Genomic DNA, 23,949 nt, shown 5'->3' with positions numbered 1-23,949 from the left:
GGATTCGGGCGCTCACCGGGCACTGTTTAGCCCCGCGCCTGCGGGGAAGCCGCCCGACCAGGGCGAGTTGCGCCCGGATCGGGGACACCAGGTCATCCCGCCAGCGAGGAGGACACTTATGGACCGAACATCACAGCCGTCCGCCGACCCTGCCGCGTCCGATGGGCAGGAGCAGGTGCTCGGCGAAGGGCGCGGGGGCGAGGACCCGAAACAGCGGCAGCTCGATCCGTTACGGCAGGATCGGGAGAGCGGGTACCTCACCACCCAGCAGGGGGTGCGCGTCGACCACACCGACGACGCGCTGACCGTCGGCGAGCGCGGACCGACCCTCGTCGACGATTTCCACGCCCGGGAGAAGATCACCCATTTCGATCACGAACGCATTCCGGAGCGGGTGGTCCATGCCCGCGGCGCGGGCGCGTACGGATACTTCCGTCCGTACGACGATTCGCTGGCCGAGTACACGGTCGCGAAATTCCTGACCGACCCGCAGTTGCGCACGCCGGTGTTCGTCCGGTTCTCCACGGTCGCCGGGTCCCGGGGTTCCTCCGATACGGTCCGTGACGTGCGCGGCTTCGCCACCAAGTTCTATACCCCGCAGGGGAACTACGACCTGGTCGGCAATAACTTTCCGGTGTTCTTCATCCAGGACGGCATCAAATTCCCCGATTTCGTGCACGCGGTGAAGCCCGAACCGCACAACGAGATCCCGCAGGCCCAGTCGGCCCACGACACGCTCTGGGATTTCGTGGCCGCCCAGCCGGAAACCCTGCACGCCATCATGTGGCTCATGTCCGACCGGGCGCTGCCGCGGAGCTACCGGATGATGCAGGGTTTCGGTGTGCACACCTTCCGGCTGGTGAACGCCGAGGGGCGGGGAACTTTCGTGAAGTTCCACTGGAAGCCGAGTCTGGGCGTGCACTCACTGCTGTGGGACGAATGCCAGCAGGTGGCGGGCCGCGACCCCGATTACAACCGGCGCGATCTCTGGGACAATATCGAGGCCGGTAACTTCCCGCGCTGGGAGCTGGGCGTGCAGCTCGTTCCCGAGGAGCAGGAATTCGACTTCGATTTCGACCTGCTCGATGCCACCAAGATCATTCCGGAGGAGCAGGTGCCGGTGCGCCCGGTCGGCGAGCTGGTATTGGACCGCAACCCGGACAACTTCTTCGCCGAAACCGAGCAGATCGCCTTCCATACGGCCAATATCGTGCCCGGTATCGATTTCACCAACGACCCACTGCTGCAGCTGCGCAACTTCTCCTACCTGGACACCCAGCTGATCCGGTTGGGTGGGCCGAATTTCGCGCACCTGCCGGTGAACCGGCCGCTGGCCGATGTCCGTACCCATCAGCAGGACGGATACAGCCGCCACGATATCCCGCGCGGCCGGGCGTTCTACACCAAGAACACGCTCGGGGGCGGCTGCCCCGCGCTGGCCGACGAGGACGTCTATCACCACTACACCCGCCGGGTGGAGGGCGAGACGATCCGGGCCCGCAGCGAGAGTTTCAAGGAGTACTACCGGCAGCCGCGGATGTTCTGGCGCAGTATGACCGAGCCGGAGGCCACCCATATCGTCGAAGCGTTCGCCTTCGAACTCGGTAAATGCCGGGAGGTCGAGATCAGGACCCGGGTGCTGGACGAGCTGGTGCGCGTCGACCCGGATCTGTCCGACAGGGTGGCGCGGGAACTGGGCCTGCCGGCCCCGGCCGCGCAGGAGGTATCCGAGGTCGCGCCGTCACCCGCGCTGTCCCAGCTGAAGGATCCCCCGCAGACCATCGCCACCCGTCAGATCGCGATCCTGGCCACCGACGGCGTGGATACCGCGAGTGTGGAACAGTTGCGCAGCGCCCTCGCCGATCGCGGTGCCGTCACCGAGGTCCTCGCACCGCACGGCGGCGAGCTGCGCGGAACCGGCGGGAATGCCCTGGCAGTGGACCGAGCCCTGGCGACCATGGCCTCGGTCCTCTACGACGCCGTGGTGGTCGCCGGGGGCGACGAGTGCGCGCGCGCCCTCGCCGCGGCGGGCCCGGCGGTCCACTTCGTCACCGAGGCGTACAAACACGCGAAGCCGGTCGCCGCGCTGGGCGCGGGCACCGAGGTCCTGCGGGCGGGCGGTATCGCGGAGCCTCCGCAACCGAACACCCCCGCCGACGGGGTACTGCGCAGCGGTGACACGGTGTCCGACGGTTTCGCCGAAGCGTTCGCCACGCTGCTCGCGGGGCACCGGATCTGGGGACGGGACACCCACAGCATTCCGGCCTGAGGCCGTCGTACCGGTGCCGTCTCGTCCGGGACGACACCGGTACAGCGCACACCGCGCCGGCGCCTCGGTGTAGCCGCGGCGTGAGCGGGTAGGCGGTGTGCGGGTTCGACGAGAAGTGAAGATCCGCGCCGGCCACCGCACGGGACGTTGTCCGCGTGTGGTGGGTCGCCGTGCCCACGGCGCGGCCGGGCGGATCGTGAGCACGACGAGGAGGATCGATGCGGACAGTGACATCGCTGCCCCAGCAGATCACCGTGGACGAACACCTGTGGATCCCGATGTCGGACGGAACCAGATTGGCGGCCAAGGTGTGGCGGCCGGTCGCCGCCGACGACCGGCCGGTCCCCGGCATCCTGGAATACATCCCCTACCGGAAACGGGATCTGTCCGCGGTCCGGGATTCCATTCACCACCCCTACATGGCGGGCCACGGATATGCCTGCGTCCGAGTCGATCTGCGCGGCACCGGGGAGTCCGAGGGCGTACTCGTGGACGAATACCTCGACCAAGAGCACCGCGATGCCGAGGACGTCATGGCATGGATGGCCGCGCAGCCCTGGTGCGACGGCCGGATCGGGATGATGGGCATCTCCTGGGGTGGGTTCAACTCGCTGCAGATCGCGGCGCGCAAACCGCCGCACCTGCAGGCGATCGTCATCTCCTCGTTCACCGACGATCGCTATTCCGACGATATGCACTACATGGGCGGCGCATTGCTGTCGGACAATATCGCCGAATCCGCCACCATGTTCGCCTACAGCACCTTGCCGCCCGATCCGGCACTGGTCGGCGACCGATGGCGCGATATGTGGTTCGAGCGGCTGGAGAACTGCAGTCTGTGGGCGGCCAACTGGCTCGAGCACCAGCGGCGCGACGACTATTGGCGCCGGGCCTCGGTGTGTGAGGACTATGCCGCCGTCCAGGTGCCGGTCCTGGCCTCGAGCGGGTGGGCCGACGGCTATTCGAACGCGGTCGGCCGGCTGCTCGCCAACCTGGATGTCCCGCGGAAGGGACTGATCGGTCCCTGGTCGCACAAGTATCCGCATCTGGGCGAGCCCGGACCCGCCATCGGGTATCTCCAGGAAGTGGTGCGCTGGTGGGATCACTGGCTCAAGGATGTCGACAACGGCGTGCTGGACGGACCGGTTTTGCAGACCTGGATGCAGGAGAGCGTGCCACCGTCGACCGCCTACGAGGACCGGCCCGGCCGGTGGGTGGGGGAGCCGGAATGGCCCTCGCCGAATATCTCGTTCACCGAATACCCGCTGGGGCGGTACCGGATCGCCGAACCCGGCGAGGAGGTGGCGCAGGTGGCATTGCCGGTCGAATCGCCGCTGTCGGTGGGGCAGTTCGCCGGAAAGTGGGCGTCCTACAACGCCCCGCCCGATCTGCCCTACGACCAGCGCGAGGAGGACGGCGGCTCACTGGTGTTCGAGACCGGCGCGCTCGCCGAACGGTGCGAGATCCTGGGCGCGCCGACGGTGACTCTCGAGGTGTCGGCGGACAAACCGGTCGCCATGGTCGCGGCCAGGTTGTCCGATGTGGCGCCGGACGGCCGTGCGACACGAGTGACCTACGGCCTGCTCAATCTGACCCACCGGGACGGCCACGATGATCCCCGGCCCCTGGACCCCGGCGAGCGCTACCGCGTCAGCGTGCAGCTCAATGCCGTGGCGCAGGCGTTTCCGGCGGGCCACCGGATCCGGCTGTCGCTGTCGACGTCGTACTGGCCGCTGGCCTGGCCGCCACCGGAGCCTGCGCAGGTCACCGTGCACACGGCGGGGAGCAGTCTGCGGCTGCCGATCCGGCCGATGGCCGGGGCCGAGGAAGGATCGGTGCAGCCGTTCGGTGAGCCCGAGGGCGCGCAACCGATGGCGGTGACCCACATCAGTCCCGGTGATCAGAAATGGACGGTGTCCCGTGACCTGGTCGACTACCGGGCCGCCCTGGAGATCGTCAAGGACGCCGGCCTGGTCCGCTATGACGAACACGAGCTGGAAGTGGACCGGAAGGTCTGGGAACGCTACGGCTGGCAGGCCGACGACTTCTGCTCGGCCACTGCGGAGACCGCGTGGTCGATGAGTTTCGCCCGGGGCGAGTGGCGCACCAGGACCGAGACCCGTACCCGGGTCACCTGTACGCCCACCCATTTCCTGGTGCACGCCGAACTCGACGGTTTCGAGGGCGAGCAGCGCACCTTCTCGCGGAACTGGGACAAGAGGATCCCGCGTGACCACGTCTGAGGTGCGGCCGGCCGTTTCCCGGGAGTCCGCCGCGACCTCGCCCCGGAGAACCACCCCCGACACCCTCTCCATGGTGCTTGCCGCGCACGACACGGCCTTCGCCGGCACCGCGTCGCACGACACGGTGCTGATGGGGGATTCGGCCCGCCGATTCCGCGCGCGGTGTGCCGCTGAAGGCGTCGCACTCGAATATTTCGTGCCCCCGGCCGCTTCGTTTCCCGAACGGTTGCGGGGGCGCGATTTTCGTTCACCGGCCGAAGTGTTTGAGCCCGGCACATATGGCTAGCCGGTCTGCGTGAGGAAAAATATTTTTGTACCTGCTCTGACCGATTCCCAGCGCGATGAAATCTCGACCGTGGATGTTCCGGGTGGATTTTCTTCGTACGGCCTGCTCGATTACGACACCTTGATCACGGCCGACGAATTCGACTTCGACGAGCTGCTCGACCGGGCTCGGGCGGAGCTGCGTGCCTTCGACGGCCGGGTGGATGCGATCATCGCGCACTGGGATTTCCCGACCAGTGTGCTCGTGCCGATTCTGGCGGATGAATTCGGATTGCCTTCGCCCAGTTTGGAGAGCGTGCTGAAGAACGAGCACAAATACTGGAGCCGGGTATTGCAGCGGGAGTCCGTGCCGGAATGTGTACCGGATTTCTGTGCCTTCGATCCGTTCGACCCCGATGCGCTGGACAAGATCGATATTCCATTTCCCTTCTGGGTGAAACCGATCAAATCCCATTCCTCGCAATTGGGATTCGAGGTGACCGACGCCGAAATGTTCGCCACCGCCATCGCGCAGATCCGCGCCGAGATCGGCCGGATCGCCGATCCCTTCGACCGCGCGCTCGAGCGGGTGGACCTACCGGAGCACATCCGCGTGGCGGGGGGACGCACCTGCCTCGCCGAACAGGTGGTCACCGGCACCCAGGCCGCGCCGGAGGGCACGATGTTCCGCGGTGAATTCCATGTGCACGGCCTGTTCGATATGCGCAAGGACGCGGCCGGGCACAGTTTCGACCACCTGGACTATCCGGCGCGCACCGTCCCCGAGGACGTCCAGCAGCGGATGATCGATGTCACCGAGCGCTATCTGCGGCACACCGGATACGACAACGGGTGCTTCAACTCGGAGTTCATGTGGGATGCCGAGACCGGCAAACTGTGGTTGATCGAGGTCAATACGCGTATCTCGCAGTCGCACAGCGACCTGTTCGCGAAGGTCGACGGTAGCTCCAACCACGGTGTCGCCATCGATATCGCCCTGGGCGACCGGCCCCGCATGCCACATCGCAAGGGTGAATTCGCGGTCGCGGCGCAGTGCATGGTCCCCCGGTACGAGGACGGGATCGTGCGCGCGGTGCCCGGCGAGGCCGATATCGCGGCATTGCAACGCCGTTTCCCGGGCACACTGGTGCATATCGAGGTCCAGCCCGGAGACCGTCTCTCCGACCTGCCCAACCAGGACGCCTACCGGTACAAGCTCGCGACCCTCTATATCGGGGCGCCCGACGCGGACGAGCTGGAGCGGCGGTACCGCGACGCGATCGACGCCCTGCCGTTCGACTTCGCCGAGACCGACTGACGAGCGCTACCGCCCGGATCGCCGCCGCATGTTTCGGCGGCGATCTCGCGGGAACCGCCGAGGGAACCGAGACGAAGGAGGAGGTGGCCGTGCCGGACGTCGAGAGTTCTGTCGACCGCAGCGCCGGACCGCGGCGGGTGGTGATCGTGGGCAGCGGTTTCGCCGGGTTCACCTGTGCCCGTAACCTGTGCCGCCTGCTGGCGAAGCAGGAACGCGATACCGAGGTCGTGCTGGTCACACCCCACGACTACATGCTGTACACCCCGCTGCTGCCGGATGTGGCCGGCGGGCTCGTCGACCCGCGGTTCGTGGCGGTGTCGCTGGCCGACGCGCTGCCCCGGGTCCGGTTGGTCGTCGCCACGGCCGAATCCATCGATCTGGACAACAAGACGGTCACCGTGACCAGCGAGTACCACGCTCCGCGGGAATTGCCCTGGGATCGGCTCGTGCTGACCCCGGGGTCGGTGACCCGGCTCTTCGACATTCCCGGCCTCTCCGAGCACGGGCGCGGCCTCAAAACGGTCGCCGAAGCGCTGTACCTGCGAGAACAGTTGCTGCGGCAACTGGAATTGGCCGACCACGAGGAAGACCCGGAGCTGCGCCGGGCGCGCCGGACCGTGGTCGTGGTCGGTGCCTCCTACGCCGGCACCGAGCTCGTCGCACAGCTGCGGGCCCTCGCCGACACCTATGCGAAGCGCCGCGGATTCGACCCCGCCGCGGTCCGTTTCGTGCTGCTCGATATGGCGGACCGGGTGATGCCGGAGGTCGGCGAGAAGCTCAGCGACAAGGTGCTGACCGTGCTGCGCAACCGCGGTATCGATATCCGGCTCGGCATGTCGCTGAAGGAGCTCGCCGAGGACCATGTCGTGCTCACCGACGGCACCCGGATCGCGACCCACACCGTTGCCTGGGTGACGGGCGTGACCGGCGCGCCCCTGCTCGGCACCCTGGGGCTGCCGATGGAACGTGGGCGGCTGAGCGTCGACGCCGATCTGCGAGTGCCCGGCCACCCGGACGTTTTCGCCGGCGGGGATGCGGCCGCCGTCCCGGACCTGACGAAACCGGGCAAGGTCACCCCGCCGACCGCGCAGCACGCCACCCGGCAGGGCAAGATCCTCGCCCGCAATGTGGCCGCCAGTATGGGGATCGGCACGCAGGCTGTGTACAAACACCGCGATATGGGTCTGGTAGTGGATCTGGGACCCGGCTTCGCCGTCGCGAATCCGGTGGGTATCCAGCTCTCCGGCCTGCCGGCCAAGGTGGTGACCCGCGCCTATCACACCTACGCCCTACCCCGCGCGATCAACCGCTGGGCGATCACGCTGACCTACCTGACCAACGCGTTCGCCTCGCGCCCGCTCACCCTGCTCGGCCTGGTCGGCCCGGAGGAGGCGAGCTTCGTCGGCAGCGAGGGGATCCGCCACTGAACACACACCGCATTACCGAGCGGCACACAGGTTGTTGCCAGGTTCGGCGGGAAAGGTGGACCGGGAAACCGTACGAGGAGGTTCCCCATGATGGTTTACGCGACGGCTGCCGCCGGGTTCGCAGTGCTCACGCTGATGGTGTTGTCCAGCCATATGGCCGCCGTGGCGCCGCGCACACTGGTCCGGGTGCGCAGTCGTTGACCTGCGGTTCAGTGCTGGATGGATCCGGTGTTCGCGTACAGCGTCACCACCGTCGCGCCGCCGAGCCCGACGTTGTGCTGGAGGGCCAGGTTCGCGTAGTCGACCTGGCGGGCACCGGCCTGCCCGCGCAGTTGCCAGACCAGTTCCGCGCACTGTGCCACTCCCGTCGCACCCAGCGGATGGCCTTTGGCCAGCATACCGCCGGAGGGATTGGTCACAATTTGCCCGCCATAGGTGTTGGCCGCGTCGGCGACAAATCTTTCCGCCGTCCCCTCCGGAGTGAGGCCGAGCGCTTCGTAGGCCAAGATCTCGCCGGTGGTGAAACTGTCGTGCAGCTCCACCACCGGTAGTTCGGCCGGGCCGATACCGGCCTGCTCGTAGACCTGGTGCGCGGCGACCTTCGATATGTCGTATCCGACGATCTTCGTCGGATCCGAGCCCAGGAAGGTGGCGGCGGCATCGCTGCCCATCGACTGCGCGGTGATCGCCGGTCCGGCGCAGCCGTACCGGCGGGCGAACCGCTCACTGACCAGTACCGCCGCGGCCGCCCCGCAGGTGGGTGGACTGCACTGCAACCGGGTCAGCGGTCCGTGCACGGGCCCGGAGGCCAGAACCTGCTGCACGGTGACCGGCTCGGTGGACAAGGCGTTCGGATTCCCCGCGGCGTGCGCACGCGCTTTGACCGCGATTCGGGCGAAGGTCTGCGGGTCGGCGCCGTAGCGGCGGATGTACTCCTCTCCCGCCTCGCCGTACATCTGTGCGGCGATCGGTGCCTCGTCGAGTGCCGGCACCCGCTGCATGATCTGGAAGTAGCGGTCGTAAGGCGTCGGGCGGTCGGTGTAGAGCGTCTCCGGCGCGCCGGGCCGCATCTGTTCCACCCCCAGCACCAGCACCACGTCGGCGGCCCCGAACTCCACCGCCTGCCGCCCCAGGAACAGGGCCGTGGAACCCGACGCGCAATGATTGTTCACATTGAAAACCGGAAGCCCCGTAGGTCCCAGTTCGTGCAGAACCGCTTGCCCCACAGTCGAATCACCGTAGACGTAGCCGACGTAGGCCTGCTGCACCGCGGGGTAGTCGATCCCGGCATCCGCGAGCGCCGCCCGCGCCGCGGTGGCGCCCATGACCGTATAGGGCCGGGAGCGGCCCGGTGCCGTGAACGGCACGATACCGACACCCGCGACCACGGCGCGCACACGCATTTCCGGCCTCCCTGCCGCGGCGAACCCGAACCCCGATACCAACGATAAATCGTGTTCCGGGCGCGTATCGGCTCTTCGGCCGAACCGGCTCGAGGTAGCCGATCCGCTCACCACACCGCAGCGGACGCCGCTGCCGCGCGAGGTACCGGTGGGAAGCCGTTATCCGGCGATGACATGGAACTATCGGCTGCTGCGGTGAGTTCGGGCCATCAGGCTCGGGCGAGCTCGTCGCGCCAGACCGGGCTGTCGACGTAGTGGTTGTCGTAGCGCTGCGAGCTCGCGCGGATCTCCTCGACGCTCGCCTCGCCGCGATGAACCCGCTCCAACAGCCGGTAGTAGTCGAACCGGTGCAGGCCCGGGGTGAAGACCACGAGCAGTTCCGCCTCGGCCCCGGCAGTCGAGGCGAACGCATGGGGGACCGTGGGCGGCACCGTCAGGAAATCACCCCGCTTGAGGCGCACGGTCTCCTCGCGGTCTCCGCCGTGGGACCGGTCGACGGTGGACACCCCGTGGTCTCGGGCGATTGCGCGATAAGTTGTCCGAGGATTTCGTAGGCGTGTGTCCACAGCAGTGCGGCGCCGCTGTCGGGCAGGTAGTGCCGGGTTGCGTACGGGATCCGGCGCGCGAGAGTGGCGCCGTGATCCGGGGAATGGGTGGGGTTACCGTCTTGCCCGCCATACCAGAGATGGACGCGGCCGGTGAGCTCCTCGACTCGGAATGGCCAGCGCGCGAAGTGCAGGACCGTATCGCGGGCATAGCCCGCCGAACCGTGCGCGAAGCCGGCATCCAGCGCGCGACGGATGGCTCGGGTGAAAGCCGGTCGCAGGTAGACCTCACGGTCGCCCTCGGAGCTACCCTCGATACTCAGCTTCCACAGGGTCTCAGCGCTCCCGAAACGCGCAAACTCGCGCTCGGCGCCGACGGGATCGGCGGCCACCAGCTCGACCAGCCGCCGGACCTCCGCCGGCAGAGCTGTTCCCGGATAGGCGAGTTCGTCACCACCGGATACGATCGCCACCGAAGAAGTGAGCCCTCGCGCAGCCAGGGCGAGGGCGAACGGAGCGCCCTGCGAAAAGCCCACGACCGCAAGGTCGGCGAAACCCAACTGTCCGATATCGTCGGCCCAATCCAGCAGTGTGCGCCCCGGCATCCCGGTGGATTCCCCCGAGCCCGGACGCTCCACCGAGACCAGCCGGACGCCCAATTCGGCCAGCGCTCCGGAGCCGAACCCTAGCCAACGCCCCCACCCTGCCCCGGGACAGAAGAGAACCGGGCGGCCCTCCACCGGGCCCCACTCGGCCCACGCCGATCGGCGCCCATCTCGCAACGTCGTTTCCCCTGTCCGGGCGGGATCTTCCACATTCGGCACGTCCATGCCGACCATGATCGCCGGTACCTCGGCGGTCGGCGCCAATAGTTTTTCGAAGCCGCAAACCGAGCCGGGGTCTGAAGTGGGTGTTCAGTGGCCGCCGGACCTGCTCAGCTCGCCGAGCAACGCCCAGGTTCGCTCCTCGTCCCGTGCCGAACCGAGGGCGGTGAGGGCGAAGATCAGCTCGTCGGCGCCGGCTTCGGCGTAGCGGGCCACCGCGTCGGCCATGGCCTGCTCGTCGCCGATCACAGCCAGTTCGGCAGGGTCGGTGATGTTCTCGCGATCCAGAAGCGCCCGGTATGCGGGTATCTTGCCGTATCTGTCCATCTGCTGCGCCGCTCGCTCGCGTGCGCCTGCTACATCGGCTGTCATCACGCCACCCACCATGCCGAGTACCCGGGGCATCGTCCGGCCGGCTGCCGCGGCTCGTCGGGCGAGTGTGGGAATGGTGAAGTCCGCCAGTGTCTTCGGCCCGGTGAGGAGCGGGAGGGCTCCGTCGGCGAGTTCGGCCGCGACCCGCAGCGTCAGCGGGCCGGAGGCGGCCAGCAGTATGGGCACCGGGGAGTGGAGGGCCGGCATGGTGCTGCGGGTCGGCGACCTGGCCACCAGCGTCTCGCCGGTGTGGTCGACCGCACCGGTGTACAGCAGTTCGCGGAGGGCGGTGAGGTATTCGCGCAGGTATCGGATGCGCGGGTGGGTATTGCCGTAGCCGGCGGCGATCTCCGGCAGGGATAGGCCCAGGCCGAGTTCGAATCGGCCGCCACCGGCCGCCTGCGCTGTCTGCGCCTGCATGGCCAGCGCGCTGGGGTGGCGCGGGTGGATGGGCACGATCGCGGTACCGACCGTGGTACCGGGAAGTTCCCGGCCGATCAGCGCGGCGACCGCCAATGCGTCGTAGTCGAAACGTTGGGTCAGCCACACCGCGGAGACGCCGAGTTCGGCGAGCTTGCGGGCCTGATCGAGCAGGTATTCGACAGGATTCACGCCGGGAGTGAGTTGTTTGTAGTAGTCGGTGGGCAGGGCAACGCCGATTCGCATATCGCAAATGTATACCAAGTTTACTTATTTACCAGGTCTACCTTTCGGCTAGGCTGTCCGGTATGAACCCCGAGCCGGGCCTCCGCGAGCGCAAGAAGCGTCGAACGCGCGCGGCCATCTCCGATGCCGCCCTCCGGTTGTTCCTGGCCGACGGGTTCGATGCGGTATCGGTGGTGGACATCGCGACGGCCGCAGAGGTGTCCAAACGCACCCTCTTCCAGTACTTCCCGTCCAAAGAGGACCTCGTCGTACACCGATTCGCCGATCACATCGACGATGCGGCGCGAGTGGTACGGGATCGGGCGAGGGGGCAGACACCACTGGACGCGCTCCACGCGGCGTTTCGCACCGGCCTGGACAACCACGAACCCGCCACGGGCCTGTGTGACACACCCGAAGTGGTGGGCTGCTACCGATTGGTGCTGGACACTCCGGCGCTCACCGCGCGGCTCGCCCACTTCCTCGGCGGCGGCGAGATCGCACTCGCCGTAACCCTCGGCCCGCCCGATGATCTGGATGCGCGATTGGCCGCGAGCGCGATCACCGCGGTGCGCCGCAACCTGTGCGAGGCCAACTGGCGCGAGATGGCTGCCGGGCGCAGCGCGGCACAGCGGCATCCGGTCGCGATCGCCGAGGCCGACCGCGCCTTCGAACTGCTCGCCGAAGGGTGCGCGCGGATGGTTCCGACCGCGGATTGAGGCGCGAACCTTGCCTTTCCGCCCCTGCCCCGGCCCGATGAACAGCATCCGAGCGAACATGGTCCCGAGCGGCCTCGGCGGCCCGCGCATCCACCGCAGTGTCGCCGACGGCCCGGTTCGGGCGTGAGCCGGTCCCGAGTGCGGCCGTCGCCGGGACCTCGTCGCGCCGGCCCCGCAGGTCTGCACTCTGGCCACGGCCCAAGGGAACCAACCGTTAACGGTGGGTCCTCCGGGGTGCGATGATTCCGGGCGGGAGGAGGATTCGATGTCTTCGACAGATCCACGGGAACCCCGGCCACGGGTGTCGATCGGCGAATGGGTCGCGCGGGCCCTGGCGATGGTGCTGCTGGTACCGGTGCGGTTGCTCTGGGAAGCGGTGAAGCTGTGCGGGCGGGCGGTCGTCGCGGCGGGCGTCTACGTACTGGAACGACTGCTGGTGCCGGTGGGCCGGTTCCTCTGGTACTGGGTGGTGCGGCCGCTGTGGCTGTTCGTCAAGGATGTGGTGTGGGGGTGGGCGCTCCAGCATGTGCTGTGGGGCATGGTGCTCACGCCGTTGGGGGCGCTGCTGATGGACTGGCTGCTGCGGCCGCTGCGGCACGCGATCGAACGCTGGCTCTGGCGGCGGCTGCTGCTACCCGGGCTCGAACTGCTGTGGCGCTGGGTCCTGCGACCGGTGCTGGCCGTAATCGCGTTGACCGCGGAGTGGCTGTGGAGGTGGTGTGTGGTGTGGCCGCTGCGGCAGCTGTGGCGCCGGGTGTTGCGGCCGTGCGCGTTACTCCTCGCGACGATCGTGTCCTACGGTTGGCGTGGGGCAACTGCGGTGGTGCGGGTGCTGGTCGTGGTGCCGTGTGTCTTCGTCTATCGGATGGTGCTGCGCCCGATGCTGCGCGCGCTCGCGGCGGTATGGGACTTCGTCGTCGTGCGCCCGCTCGGATTCCTGAACCGGCGGGTACTGGCGCCGCTGAACCGGGCCGCGGCGGAGGTACTGAACACGGTGTTCGGCCGCTGAATCACCGGAAATCAGTTGTGTCGACGGCCGGTGGATAGTGCAATGGCCGGTGATGCACGCCGAACGAGATCTCACCGGACGAGTAGCCGTGGTGACCGGAGTGGGACGCCGGGCCGGGATCGGCTACGCGATCGCCCGGCGGCCGGCCGACCGGGGCGCAGCGCTCTACCTGACCCATTGGCGGCCCCACGACGAGGAACAGCCCTGGGGCGCCGACGATATCGACGCGATCCGCCGGGGATTGTCCGCCGCGCCACAGGTAGTGGACCACAGTGTCGATTTCGCCGACCCCGCCGCGCCGGCGGAGGTCGTGGACGCCGCGGTCGCCGAATTCGGGCACGTGGACATCCTGATCGCCAATCACGCCCGCAGCGGCGGAGACGGGACCCTGCTCGATACCGACGCCGCGATGCTGGACGCGCACTGGGCCGTGGACGCCCGCTCGGTGCTGCTGCTCACCCAGGCATTCGCGCGGCGGTTCCGGCCCGATGGTGGCGAGGTCGCCGATCGCGGCCGGGTGATCTGGATGACCTCCGGCCAGCACCTGGCGCCGATGCGCGCCGAAATCGCTTACGGCTCGGCGAAATCGGTGCTGGCGGGCATGACGGCGACGGTCGCCGACGAATTGATCGACCGCGGCATCGTGCTCAACACCGTCAACCCCGGCCCGGTCGATACGGGCTTCCTCGCCCCGGATACCACGGACCTGCCCGCGGAATTCGTCGAACAGGTGCACTCCGCCTTCCCGCGCGGCCGGGCCGGCCGGCCCGACGACCCGGCCCGGCTGATCGAATGGCTGGTCTCCGATGCGGGCCGCTGGGTGGTCGGGCAGGTGCTCGACTCCGAGGGCGGTTTCCGGCGGTCCCGCTTCTGACCGTGCATCCCCGTGGCCGGCCCGGTCGGGGCGCGCCTCCGCGGGGAGTCGGTTCGGCTATCTGGCGGCCGCGCGGTCCGAGCGGCTCAGGCGTTGCCCTTCGCGCCGGCTCCGGCGTCCACCGGGAAGACCATGCCGGTGAGGTGGGCACTCGCCTCGGCGGCGAGGAAGAGCACGACCCGGGAGACCTCTTCCGGTTCCAGGGCCGCGACGGGCAGCAGGTGGGTCAGCCCGGCGAGGACCGGCGCTACGTCCGCCCAGGCGGGATCGGCGAGGTCGGGCCGGAACCGGCGGTACATGGCGTCGTTCTGCACCATGGGGGTGGCGATATTGCCCGGGGCCACGGAATTCACCGTGATGCCGTGCGGGGCGAGTTCCATCGCCAGCGATTTGGTCAGGCCGATCACACCCCATTTGGAGGCCACATAGGAGGCCATGGCGGGGCTCGCGCCGCGTCCCATCATCGACGAGGTGGTGATGATGCGGCCGTACTTGCGGGCGATCATGCCCGGGGTGACCGCGGCCAGCGTATTGAACACCCCGGTGAGGTTGCTGCCGATCACTTCGTGCCAGAGCTCGGTGCTGTGTTCACCGATCGGCGCGACCCCGGTCACCCCCGCGTTGGCGACCGCGATATCCACCGATCCGAGCTCGACTTCGGCGTGCCGCACCAGCTCGTCCATCGCGGCCCGGTCGGTGGTATCGGCCCGCACGCTCACACACCGCCGGCCCAGCGCGGTGACCAGTTCCGCGGTATGCGCGAGGTCGGCGCGGGTGCCGAGCGGATAGTCCAGGGCGGCACTGTCCTCGCAACGATCACACAGAACGATATCGGCACCGCGCTCGGCGAACGCGAGTGCGTGCGCGCGCCCCTGACCGCGGGCGGCGCCGGTCACCAGCGCGACCCTGCCCTGGAATTCCTGTGCCATCGATGTCCTCCTCGGGTGCGTGCGCGACCCGCGCACAGCAGTGGGTTCGGCCACGACCTGCGCGCGGTCCGCGGCGCTCACGGTAGGGGTGCGCGGCCGGCGCCGCGGCCGGCGCTCTCACTGGCCGAGACCTCGCCCGCCGGGCGGCGGTGCCGGGTCGGTAGCGTCGATTCCGCGGCGGCGGTCCCACCCGAGAAAGAAGTCCGCTGCCGGTCTCGGGCGGCCGGTGCCGCGGGACGGATACCGGGCGGTAGGACGAGGAAGGGGAGTTATGCCGAGGATCGCCGAGACGCGCGATGCCGCGGCACCGAGTTCCACCGAGCAGCGTGCCCGGGTGGGCCGGATTCTCGACGCCGCCGCGACGCTGGCCACCGACAAGGAACTCGACCGCGTCCAGATGCACGAGGTGGCCAAACTCGCGGGTGTCGCGGTCGCCACCCTGTACCGGTACTTCCCGTCCAAAACTCATCTGTTCGTGGCGGTCATGCTCGATCAGATCGACCGGATGCGCGCGAAATACGTCCGGCGGCCCGACCCGGAACAGAGCGCCCGGGACGCGGTCCACGACAGGTTGCTCCAGGTGGTTCGGGTACTGCTGGGCCGACCGCTGCTGGCCACCGCGATGATCCAGTCCAACAGCGCGGCCCGGGCGTCCGCGGTGCCGGATACGGCCGGGGTGGACCGCAATTTCCGGCACCTGCTGTACGACGCCGCCGGGATCGAGCAGGTGACCGAACGGGATGCCCGGCTGCTGCGGGTACTGATCCATTCGGTCTTCGGCATCATCCAGTCGTGTCTCAACGGCCGGATCACCATCGCCGACGCCGAAGCGGACCTGCGGATGGCGTGTGATCTGCTGCTCGCGGAGTGGCCGGAGTCGTTCAGGCGGTGAGACCGCGCCGGATCACCTTCCCGGTCGCGTTACGCGGCAGCGGGTCGGTGGTGATCCGCCAGCGGCTGGGCACTTTGTAATACGACAGCCGCGCGGCGGCGTATTCGTGCAGTTGCGCCTCGTCGACGGTCGCACCCGGGCGTACCACGACGATCGCTGCCACCTCCTGCCCCAGATCCTCGTGCGGGACACCCACGACGGCGCACTCCGCGACGGCGGGATGTTCGTCCAGGCACTGCTCGATCTCGGTGGGGTAGACGTTCTCGCCGCCACGCAGGATCAGATCCGAGCGGCGGCCGGTCAACCGCAGCCGGCCCTCCTCGAGGACGCCGAAATCGCCGGTGCGTAACCAGCGGTCCGGGGTGATCGCGGCGGCGGTGGCCGCCTCGTCCGCCCAGTAGCCGAGCATGACGAAGGGGCTGCGCACGCACACCTCGCCCTCGGTGCCGTCGGGGACACGCTCTCCGAACGGGTCACGGATCTCCACCGATACCGTGAGAATCGGCCGGCCGAGCGTACCGGGGTACTGCTCGAGCTCGGCGGTCGTGGCGACCGCTACGGCGGTACTGCATTCGGTGAGCCCGTAGCTGTCGACCAGGGCGTCGCGGGCGAACGGGAACCGCTGCCGCAGCCGGTCCTTGAGTGCGATCGACGACGGGGCCGAGGCGAGCGCGAATGCCGTCAGCGACGAGAGATCGTAGTTGTCGATATCGCCGTGCTCGCGCAGACGTGCGGCCATGGTCGGCACCGCGCCCCAGTTCGTGACCCGTTCCCGTTCGATCAGTCCCAGCACCGTATCCGCGGCGAACGCACCCTGGTACATCACCACGGTGCTCCCGGTCGCCAGCCGTGGCACCACCAGGTTGTGCAGGCTGGCGATATGGAACAGCGGTGAGGTCAGCAGATAGCGCAGCGGGCTCGGCTCGGTGTCGGAGTAGGCGCGTCCGGTGAACGCCGCCGTCATGGCATCGGAGAAGCGGTGGTAGTCGACGACCGCGAGCAGGTTGCGCTGGGAATGCAGCGCGCCTTTGGGCCGGCCGCTGGTTCCGCTGGTGTAGAGGATGACCGCCGGATCGTCCTCGTCGACCTCGGGCCGGGGCAGTTCGGCGCCGGAGTGGGCCGCGACGAGCCGGGGGACGTCGTCCTCGACAGTGAGTACGGAGATCTCCGCGGTATCGGTATCGGCCAGGAGAGCGGCACGTTTGGCATCGACGATCAGCACCCGTGGGCGGCTGTGCCGGAGTCCGTACTCGATCTCCCGAGGCATCCACCAGCTGTTCATTCCGACGGCGACGGCGCCCAGGCACTGCGTTGCCCAGAACGCCGTCACCCATTCGGGACAGTTGGCGCCCAGCAGTGCGACCCGGTCGCCCCGGCCTACGCCGTACTCGTCGCGCAACGCGGTGGCCAGCGCGGCGACGGCATCCGCGTGCTGCGCATAGGAGATACGGCGATCGGCGGTCACCAGGTAGTCGCGGTCCTGCCAGGCCCGGGACGCGGCCACCAGGTCGCCGACCGCGCGCCCGCGCTGCCGCAGCACGGGCATGGTGGCGCCGAGCACCTTTTCCGCGGTGATCTCGAACCGGCCACCCGGCCCGGTCAGCCGCGTGATGACTTCGTTGAGGCGCTGCTGTGCGTCTGCCGGTGTCGTCATGGTGGCGACCCTCTCGTTCACGGTGCGTAGCGGCTGACAACCTCTCACGGCGCGCCGGAAAGACCGCCGGTCGTTGCCACTGAGCGAGACCACCGTCCGCGGTCGAAACCGCGGCGCGGCCAGCGTCCGCGGCACCGTGCGCCGCCAGCGAATGGGGCCGGGACGGCATCCGGGTGAACGCGGTCGCCCCGCACGCGCTGTCACCGGGCTCGAAATGGTGGACCGAACACAATCCCGAGGAGGCGGCCGAATTCGTCGCCACCATCACGCTGGGCCGGATCGGTGACTGTGAGAACGATATCGGCCGCGCGGTCGCGTTCCTGGTGGGACCGGACGCGGGCTACCTGACCGGGGCGACGATTCCGCTGGACGAAGGGCAGGCGCGCTGGTCCTGAGGACGCGGGCAGATGCACGGGGAGAGGTACGCGCGGTGGCCGCCGGGACTCGTCCGGGCCAAGTCATGAGCTGTGCTCGCGGGGAACTCGTCGTTTCCGCTCCGCGGGAGCCGACGAGTGTTACTGTGATGCGAGAATCAATTTCAGTTTTTGCCTATGAAAGGCTTCTGAACAGCTCTTTTGGAGAAGTCGATGACCATCATTGATTCGGGGAACGGCACTGCCGAGCAGATCGGCAAGCCGGATCTGCCGCTGTCCATGGTCGAGCGGATGACCCGGATCCTGGATGCGTTCGACAATCGGAGCTCGCGGCTGTCCCTCGAGGAGGTCGCGCGGCGAGCGCGGTTGCCGCGCTCCACCGTCTACCGCATCCTGCACCAGCTCACCGAGGCCGGTTGGGTCGAGCACACCTCCCTCGGTTACGCGCTCGGCCGTCGCGCACGCGGTCTCGGCGGTGACGGGCACGACCGGATCCGGGCGGCGGCGGCCCCGCTGCTGCACGAACTGCACCTGCGGACCGGTCTGGTGGTGCACCTGACGGTGCTCGACGGTGGCGACACCGTCTACCTCGACAAGGTCGGCGGGCGGTTCGCCGCCCGGCTGCCCTCCCGGGTGGGCGGATCCGCCCCGGCCTATTCGACGGCCGGTGGAAAAGCGATCCTGGCGGCTTTGGAACCGGAGTCGGTCGACCGCCTCTACCGCCCGGCGCTGCCCCGCCGCACCGGCAAGACGATCGCCGCGCGCGCGACCCTGCACCACGAGCTCAGCCGCATCCGGCTGCGCGGCGGGCTGGCCTTCGACGACTGCGAATCGGCGCCCGGGGTGGTCTGTGTCGGTGCCGTGGTACGCGGTGATGCCGGTCCGGTCGCCGCGGTCTCACTGTGCGGCGACGCGCGCACCGCGCGGCTCGACCGGGCCGCGCCACTGGTGATGAACCTGTCCCGCGAGATTTCGCGCACCCTGTTCCCCGGCCCGGGTGACCGGACGGAGCCGACCACAGGCGTTCGACCGCTGCAGGCGCTGGGCTCGCACTGAGCCACCGGACTCCGGTGATCGTCTCGCTCATCGGAAAGCGCTGCGACAGAACAGCGAAACGGCTGGCAGCCTCGGCGACGGGAAGACGTGGGTGTACGGCGTCTCCGCGGCACCGCGGCCGCCCGCACCGCACGGCCGCGGGATATCGAACAGGAAGTTGGAATCATGGGTCAGGTAACGGACCGGATCGAGCAGTACGCGGAAGAAATCCGCGCCGCGGGAACCGAAGGCGACAGACTCATGCGCCTCGCCGACACCTCGGCGCGCCGACTCCGCGAATCCGGTGCGATACGGATGCTGCAGCCGAAAACGTACGGCGGACTCGAATGCCATCCCCGGGAATTCGCGGAGACCACCATGGCCATCGCCGCGATGGACGGGGCGGCGGGCTGGGTCACGGGGATCGTCGGCGTGCACCCGTGGGAGCTCGCCTTCGCCGATCCCCGGGTGCAGGAGGAGATCTGGGGCGCCGATCCGGACACCTGGGTCGCGTCACCGTACGCGCCGATGGGCGTGGCGACCCCGGTCGACGGCGGCTACCTGCTCAACGGACGCTGGTCGTTCTCCTCCGGGACCGACCACTGCCAGTGGGCGTTCCTGGGTGCGCTGGTCGGCGCTGCCGCCGGGAAGCCGGCGCTGCCGCCGGATTCGTTGCACGTGATTCTGCCCCGGTCCGACTACGAGATCGTCGCGGATTCCTGGGATGTGATCTGGTTGCGCGGTACGGGATCCAAGGACCTGATCGTGCGGAACGCATTCGTTCCCGCCTATCGCACACTGTCGGCCGCGGCGGTGATGGACGGTACCGCGGTGCGCCGTGCGGGCCGCACCGAAACTCTGTACCGGATGCCCTTCTCCTGCATGTTCCCGCTGGGTATCACCTCCGCCGTGATCGGTATCGCCGAGGGCGCGCTGGCCTGCCATATCGCCGCCCAGCGAGAGCGGGTCGCGGTGACCGGTATCCCGATCAAGGAAGACCCGTACGTCCTGTTCGCGATCGAGGAGGCGGCCGCCGAAATCGCCGCCTCCCGGGCGGCGCTGCTCGAGAACGTCGACCGGTGCTGGGACAGTACGGAGCAGGGCCGGGAGATCGGCTTCGAGGAACGCGCGATCGGACGGCGCACCCAGACCGCGGCGGCATGGCGCGCGGTCCGCGCGGTGGACGAGATCTTCGCCAGGTCCGGGGGCGGGGCGCTGCACTACCGGTTCCCCATGCAGCGGTTCTTCCGGGACGCGCACGCCGGACTGGCGCACGCGATCCATGTGCCCGGCTCCATCTTCCACGCCTCGGCGTTGACGCAGCTGGGTGGGGAACCGCAGGGCATGCACCGCTCGATGATCTGAAAACGATCGATCGATTTCGGCCGAGCGACGACGCTGCTCACCGAGGGCATGTGCCTGATCACCGACATGCCCCGGCGAACAGTCCTGTTGCTCGGGCGAGCTGCCGGCCGCCGGTGGGGCGGGTGTCGATACCGGAAGATATCGGTGCGGGACCGGTGATCCGGAAGCGCCGAATTTGATCGAGCGATCAAATGTTAAGGTGCGCCATGCCTACCATGTGCCGTTTCGGCCGGTCGAGGAATGTGGCGGCGCGCGCGAACACGCTTCTCGGGAACGCGTCCGGGTGGTGTCGCTGAATGGCCACGAAACGTTCGACCAGGACCGATGAGGCCGGAACGCGGCTCCGGCTCATGGAGGCGACCGCTCAGATCATCCGTGAAGAGGGGTACGCCGCGGCCACATCGCGCCGGGTCGCGGCCCGGGCCGGAGTGAGATCCGCGCTGGTCTACTACTACTTTCCCACGATGGACGAGCTGTTCGTCGCCGTGATGCGGGCAGGCGCCGAGCGTGCGCTGGAGCGGATGCGGCAGGCGCTCACCGCCGCCGACCCGCTCCAGGCGCTGTGGGAGATCAATACCGACGACCGGTTCACCCAGTTGAACACCGAGTTCATGGCGCTGGCCAACCATCGCAAGGCGGTCGGTGTCGAACTCAAGGCGTATGCCGAGCGGGTCCGGGATATCGAGACCGCGGCCGTGACCCTCGTACTGCGTGCGCACGGTGTCGATCTGGAGCGATTCCCGCCCGTCGTGGTCTCGATGCTGCTCACCGGCGCGGCGCGCATCCTCGGCAACGAAGGGGCGGTGGGGGTTCGGCAGGGGCATGCCGAGTTGCGGGCGTTCGTCGAGGGTCTCATGGGGCAGTACGCGTTGCCCGCGAAGTGAGAACTGTTCGTCGTCACCGATGACCGATGCTCCGGCCGGGCATCGCGAGTCGATTCGCCCCGCAAGGCTCGGCCGGAGCAGTGCCGTCCGCGACCGCCGGGCGGTCAGTCACGCAGGGCGCGGTCGCGCAGGAGCGCCAGCGTCCGCGACAGGATGCGCGAAATCTGCATCTGGGAGACGTTCAGTTCGTCCGCGATCTGGGCCTGGGTGCGGTTCTCGAAGAATCGCATATGCAGCACCCGCTGGTCGCGGGCCGGTAGGTCCCGCAGCAGGGGCGCGATGGTCAGCGCGTTCTCGGTGAGCTCGTAGGACGGATCCTCGTCGCCGAGTGTGTCGGCGCTCTTCGCCGCCGTCCCGCTGTTGTCGCTCTGCTCCACCGAGGCGTCCAGCGAATCGGTGCGATAGGCATTACCGGCCAACAGCGCCTGGGTGACCTCGTTGAGGTCGAGATTCATCGCCACGGCGATATCGAGCGCGGTCGGTGTGCGGCCGAGCTCCTGGCTGAGGCGTTCGATGGTGGGACCGAGGGCGAGCTGGGTTTCCTTCAGCCGCCGCGGCACGCGGACCGCCCAGGTGTGGTCGCGGAAATGGCGGCGGACCTCGCCCATGATGGTGGGTACCGCGAAAGCCAGGAAGTTGGCGCCCCGGGTGGCGTCGTAACGGTCCACCGCCAGCACCAGGCCCAAGGAGGCGATCTGGTGCAGATCGTCATAGGTCTCGCCGCGGCCGGTGAACCGGCGCGCGATGTGATCGGCGAGCGGCAGGCAGCGGCGCATGATCTCCTCACGCAACTCCGGGCGCCCGGGGTCGTCGATGTCCATCGCCGCGAGCTGCTCCAAGAGCGGCTCGATCCCGTCGTAGCTGTCGGTACCGCGGCTGGCCCGCCGCGCGGTGGTGGGGGAGTCGTATGCGGCCACTGTCGTCATCGAGAACCTCGCTTTCCGTTGCCTCCGCCTCGATCGGCGCCGTCGGAGGGCGATACGATCCCCGGCTACCGCCTCGCGGGGTAAGCAATCAAGATCGGCCCGTCTTCTTCGTTTTCTGAATCTCAGAGGTCGATGTGCTTCGTTTTCCGGATAGCACAGGCGGTCGGCCGGTCGCTCCGATCATGCGGGCGGCTCCGGTCGCGGATACTGGACCTCTTCGGGCGTCCCGTCCGGGGGCGACAGCACGACCGGCACCGCGTCAGCCGTTCGGCTCGGTGTGTGGCGGTCCTGCGTGGTGCGGGCTTCTCCCCGGAGCCGCCCGTCGAGAATCGGCGGGTCGTCGGGGCCACGGCGTTCGTCGACCGGTTTGATCCGGGCGAGTACACATGGTGTCGTAGAAGAGAACGGCCATCGTTCCACTTGTGCGACCACGATGGTGCGTTCGACCCGACGAGAGGCTGTACATGCAGAGTCTGGCGTTCGACAGCGAGGACCTCGGTGCGACCGAGGCATTCCTCAACGACGCCTACACCCAGATGCAGATCGGCAACGACAGCCCGCGCGGGGTGCGCACCCGCATCCGACGCGACGTGCTCGGCACGGTCAGTCTCGACCGGCTGGACCTGGGATTCGATATGGCCTACGACGCCGAGCCGCTGAACAAGGTCTGTCTGGTGACGGTGCATTCCGGGGCGATCGAGGAGGATTATTCCGGTGCGGGCCGCGACACCTTCACCCCCGGCGACTCCGGCCTGCTCACCCCGCACGATCTGCCGTTTTCCGGGGTGGTCCGCTCCGCGCGCTACGACATCACCATGTTCGACCCGGAGCTGCTGGACCGTCTCGCGACCACCGCCGATCCGGCGGACCCCGTCCGGCTCAGTGGCCACCGGGCGGTGAGCCAGGCGGCGAACCGGCAGCTGACGGCGGTGATCACCCACCTGCAACGGGTCGCCACCGACCCCGCCACCGCGGACAGTCCACTGCTCGCCGCGACCGGTGCCGACTATCTCGCCGCGACCGTGCTCGCCACCATGCCGACCACGGCGGTGACCGATGCCGCGGCCGCCGACCGCCGCGACGCCCACCCGGAGACGGTGCGCCGTGCGGTGGCCTACCTCGAATCGCATCTGCACGAGGATGTGACGATCACGGAGGTGGCGGCCGCGGCGTTCGTGACGCCGCGCGCCTTGCAGCTGGCCTTCCGGCGTCATCTCGGCACGACACCGCTGCGGTACCTGCGCAGGCTGCGGCTGGCCGGCGCGCACGACGACTTGCGCGCCGCCGTGGCCGGGGACGGCCGGACCGTCGCGACCATCGCCCACCGGTGGGGTTTCGCCCACCCGGGCCGCTTCGCGATCGCCTACCGCCATCACTACGGACGCCCGCCCTCGGAGGTTCTGTACGCCTGAGCCCGGCGCCGCAATCTGCGGTACTTCGCCGGGGGCCGGCTGGCCGGCGGAGGTGTGCCCGCCCGGTCGCTGGGTAGCACGCCGGGGAAATCCGACGACCGGACCGAGGAGCGCACCATGACCCATGCGGCCGAAATGCTGGACCTGTACCCCCACGACCTGGACGGGATCGACCGCACCGCCCTGACCCGGTGTATCGAGGAATGTTCTTCGTGCGCGCAGGTGTGCACGGCGTGCGCGGACTCCTGCCTCAGTGAAGCCCCGGTCGCCGACCTGGTCGCCTGTATCCGCACCGACCTGGACTGTGCCGAGATCTGCGACACCACCGGTCGCGTGCTCACCCGGCACACCGGCGGCCGCACCGCATCGACACGGCCACTGCTCGAGGCCTGCGCCGCCGCCTGCGCGGCGTGCCGGGAGGAATGCCTGCGGCATGCCGGCATGCACGAGCACTGTGCGGTGTGCGCCGAGGCCTGCCGTCGCTGCGAACAGGCCTGCCGGAACCTGCTCGCGACGCTCGGCTGACCGGGCGGGGCGACCGCCCGGGACGAGCCGGAGGGCCGCTG

General features: G+C 68.7%; 21 protein-coding genes and 1 pseudogene. 15 read left to right on the top strand and 7 right to left on the bottom strand.

Annotation, left to right across the window (positions count from 1 at the left end):
* Positions 1-118 precede the first annotated feature (118 nt).
* The 5 genes from AB0H42_RS20120 (at position 119) to AB0H42_RS20100 (ending at position 7,521) form a co-directional block, all read left to right on the top strand.
* Entirely contained in the window at positions 119-2,269 is a 2,151-nt protein-coding gene (locus tag AB0H42_RS20120) for a catalase (protein ID WP_357057809.1), read from the top strand.
* A gap of 218 nt (positions 2,270-2,487) precedes the next feature.
* Complete coding sequence (locus tag AB0H42_RS20115) at positions 2,488-4,512, top strand: CocE/NonD family hydrolase (protein WP_357057808.1); 2,025 nt, start codon at positions 2,488-2,490, stop codon at positions 4,510-4,512.
* A 70-nt stretch (positions 4,513-4,582) separates the two neighbouring features.
* On the top strand, positions 4,583-4,798 hold the full coding sequence (locus tag AB0H42_RS20110; protein WP_357057806.1) for a hypothetical protein: 216 nt from the start codon (positions 4,583-4,585) through the stop codon (positions 4,796-4,798).
* A gap of 69 nt (positions 4,799-4,867) precedes the next feature.
* Positions 4,868-6,094, top strand: a complete 1,227-nt coding sequence (locus AB0H42_RS20105) for a hypothetical protein (RefSeq protein WP_357057804.1) — start codon at positions 4,868-4,870, stop codon at positions 6,092-6,094.
* Between the two features lie 89 nt (positions 6,095-6,183).
* Complete coding sequence (locus AB0H42_RS20100) at positions 6,184-7,521, top strand: NAD(P)/FAD-dependent oxidoreductase (RefSeq protein ID WP_357057802.1); 1,338 nt, start codon at positions 6,184-6,186, stop codon at positions 7,519-7,521.
* A 209-nt stretch (positions 7,522-7,730) separates the two neighbouring features.
* On the opposite strand, the gene AB0H42_RS20095 is transcribed toward AB0H42_RS20100, so the two are convergent.
* The 4 genes from AB0H42_RS20095 to AB0H42_RS20080 all read right to left on the bottom strand — a co-directional run bounded on the left by AB0H42_RS20095 (position 7,731) and on the right by AB0H42_RS20080 (position 11,331).
* Complete coding sequence (locus AB0H42_RS20095) at positions 7,731-8,924, bottom strand: lipid-transfer protein (protein WP_357057800.1); 1,194 nt, start codon at positions 8,922-8,924, stop codon at positions 7,731-7,733.
* Between the two features lie 209 nt (positions 8,925-9,133).
* Complete coding sequence (locus AB0H42_RS20090; protein WP_357057798.1) at positions 9,134-9,385, bottom strand: hypothetical protein; 252 nt, start codon at positions 9,383-9,385, stop codon at positions 9,134-9,136.
* Positions 9,358-10,299, bottom strand: a complete 942-nt coding sequence (locus AB0H42_RS20085; protein ID WP_357057796.1) for an alpha/beta hydrolase — start codon at positions 10,297-10,299, stop codon at positions 9,358-9,360. Before AB0H42_RS20085 ends, AB0H42_RS20090 begins: the two co-directional genes overlap by 28 nt.
* A gap of 84 nt (positions 10,300-10,383) precedes the next feature.
* Complete coding sequence (locus AB0H42_RS20080; protein ID WP_357057794.1) at positions 10,384-11,331, bottom strand: TIGR03564 family F420-dependent LLM class oxidoreductase; 948 nt, start codon at positions 11,329-11,331, stop codon at positions 10,384-10,386.
* Positions 11,332-11,393: 62 nt separating this feature from the next.
* On the opposite strand from AB0H42_RS20080, the gene AB0H42_RS20075 reads away from it, so the two are divergent.
* The 3 genes from AB0H42_RS20075 (at position 11,394) to AB0H42_RS20065 (ending at position 13,912) form a co-directional block, all read left to right on the top strand.
* On the top strand, positions 11,394-12,029 hold the full coding sequence (locus tag AB0H42_RS20075) for a TetR family transcriptional regulator (RefSeq protein ID WP_357057792.1): 636 nt from the start codon (positions 11,394-11,396) through the stop codon (positions 12,027-12,029).
* Between the two features lie 265 nt (positions 12,030-12,294).
* Entirely contained in the window at positions 12,295-13,038 is a 744-nt protein-coding gene (locus AB0H42_RS20070) for a hypothetical protein (RefSeq protein ID WP_357057790.1), read from the top strand.
* A gap of 52 nt (positions 13,039-13,090) precedes the next feature.
* The gene (locus tag AB0H42_RS20065) at positions 13,091-13,912 is read left to right on the top strand and encodes an SDR family oxidoreductase (RefSeq protein WP_357057788.1); all 822 of its coding nucleotides are present in this window, start codon (positions 13,091-13,093) and stop codon (positions 13,910-13,912) included.
* Between the two features lie 86 nt (positions 13,913-13,998).
* On the opposite strand, the gene AB0H42_RS20060 is transcribed toward AB0H42_RS20065, so the two are convergent.
* Positions 13,999-14,841 carry a mycofactocin-coupled SDR family oxidoreductase gene (locus tag AB0H42_RS20060; protein WP_357057786.1) on the bottom strand — a complete coding sequence of 281 codons (843 nt, stop codon included), beginning with the start codon at positions 14,839-14,841 and terminating at the stop codon, positions 13,999-14,001.
* A gap of 271 nt (positions 14,842-15,112) precedes the next feature.
* Between AB0H42_RS20060 and AB0H42_RS20055 the strand changes: the two genes are divergently transcribed.
* Positions 15,113-15,733 carry a TetR family transcriptional regulator gene (locus AB0H42_RS20055; protein WP_357057784.1) on the top strand — a complete coding sequence of 207 codons (621 nt, stop codon included), beginning with the start codon at positions 15,113-15,115 and terminating at the stop codon, positions 15,731-15,733.
* Here AB0H42_RS20055 and AB0H42_RS20050 read toward each other — a convergent pair.
* A complete protein-coding gene (locus tag AB0H42_RS20050) occupies positions 15,723-17,387 on the bottom strand; it encodes a class I adenylate-forming enzyme family protein (RefSeq protein ID WP_357057782.1) in 1,665 nt (554 codons plus the stop codon). The genes AB0H42_RS20055 and AB0H42_RS20050 overlap by 11 nt on opposite strands.
* A 140-nt stretch (positions 17,388-17,527) precedes the next feature.
* On the opposite strand from AB0H42_RS20050, the pseudogene AB0H42_RS20045 reads away from it, so the two are divergent.
* From AB0H42_RS20045 to AB0H42_RS20030, 4 genes and pseudogenes are all read left to right on the top strand, one after another.
* A pseudogene (locus AB0H42_RS20045) lies at positions 17,528-17,782 on the top strand (SDR family oxidoreductase); the annotation flags it as partial.
* 192 nt (positions 17,783-17,974) lie between these two features.
* Positions 17,975-18,817 carry an IclR family transcriptional regulator gene (locus AB0H42_RS20040; RefSeq protein ID WP_357057780.1) on the top strand — a complete coding sequence of 281 codons (843 nt, stop codon included), beginning with the start codon at positions 17,975-17,977 and terminating at the stop codon, positions 18,815-18,817.
* Between the two features lie 165 nt (positions 18,818-18,982).
* Positions 18,983-20,161 carry a hydroxylase gene (locus tag AB0H42_RS20035; protein WP_357057778.1) on the top strand — a complete coding sequence of 393 codons (1,179 nt, stop codon included), beginning with the start codon at positions 18,983-18,985 and terminating at the stop codon, positions 20,159-20,161.
* 296 nt (positions 20,162-20,457) lie between these two features.
* Positions 20,458-21,045 (top strand): helix-turn-helix domain-containing protein, encoded by a 588-nt coding sequence (locus AB0H42_RS20030; protein ID WP_357057776.1) that lies wholly within the window; start codon positions 20,458-20,460, stop codon positions 21,043-21,045.
* 104 nt (positions 21,046-21,149) lie between these two features.
* Here the strand turns inward: AB0H42_RS20030 and AB0H42_RS20025 are convergent, their stop codons facing one another.
* Positions 21,150-21,971 carry a SigB/SigF/SigG family RNA polymerase sigma factor gene (locus AB0H42_RS20025; RefSeq protein ID WP_357057774.1) on the bottom strand — a complete coding sequence of 274 codons (822 nt, stop codon included), beginning with the start codon at positions 21,969-21,971 and terminating at the stop codon, positions 21,150-21,152.
* A 464-nt stretch (positions 21,972-22,435) separates the two neighbouring features.
* Here AB0H42_RS20025 and AB0H42_RS20020 point away from each other — a divergent pair, with 464 nt between their 5' ends.
* Both AB0H42_RS20020 and AB0H42_RS20015 read left to right on the top strand, forming a co-directional pair.
* Entirely contained in the window at positions 22,436-23,383 is a 948-nt protein-coding gene (locus tag AB0H42_RS20020) for an AraC family transcriptional regulator (RefSeq protein ID WP_357057772.1), read from the top strand.
* Positions 23,384-23,500: 117 nt separating this feature from the next.
* Positions 23,501-23,908 carry a four-helix bundle copper-binding protein gene (locus AB0H42_RS20015; protein WP_357057872.1) on the top strand — a complete coding sequence of 136 codons (408 nt, stop codon included), beginning with the start codon at positions 23,501-23,503 and terminating at the stop codon, positions 23,906-23,908.
* Positions 23,909-23,949 lie beyond the last annotated feature (41 nt).

It is taken from the genome of Nocardia sp. NPDC050799 (assembly GCF_040654015.1).
Lineage (GTDB): Bacteria > Actinomycetota > Actinomycetes > Mycobacteriales > Mycobacteriaceae > Nocardia.
The sequence above is the reverse complement of the archived record's forward strand: the minus strand, read 5'-3'. Positions and strand labels throughout refer to the sequence as shown.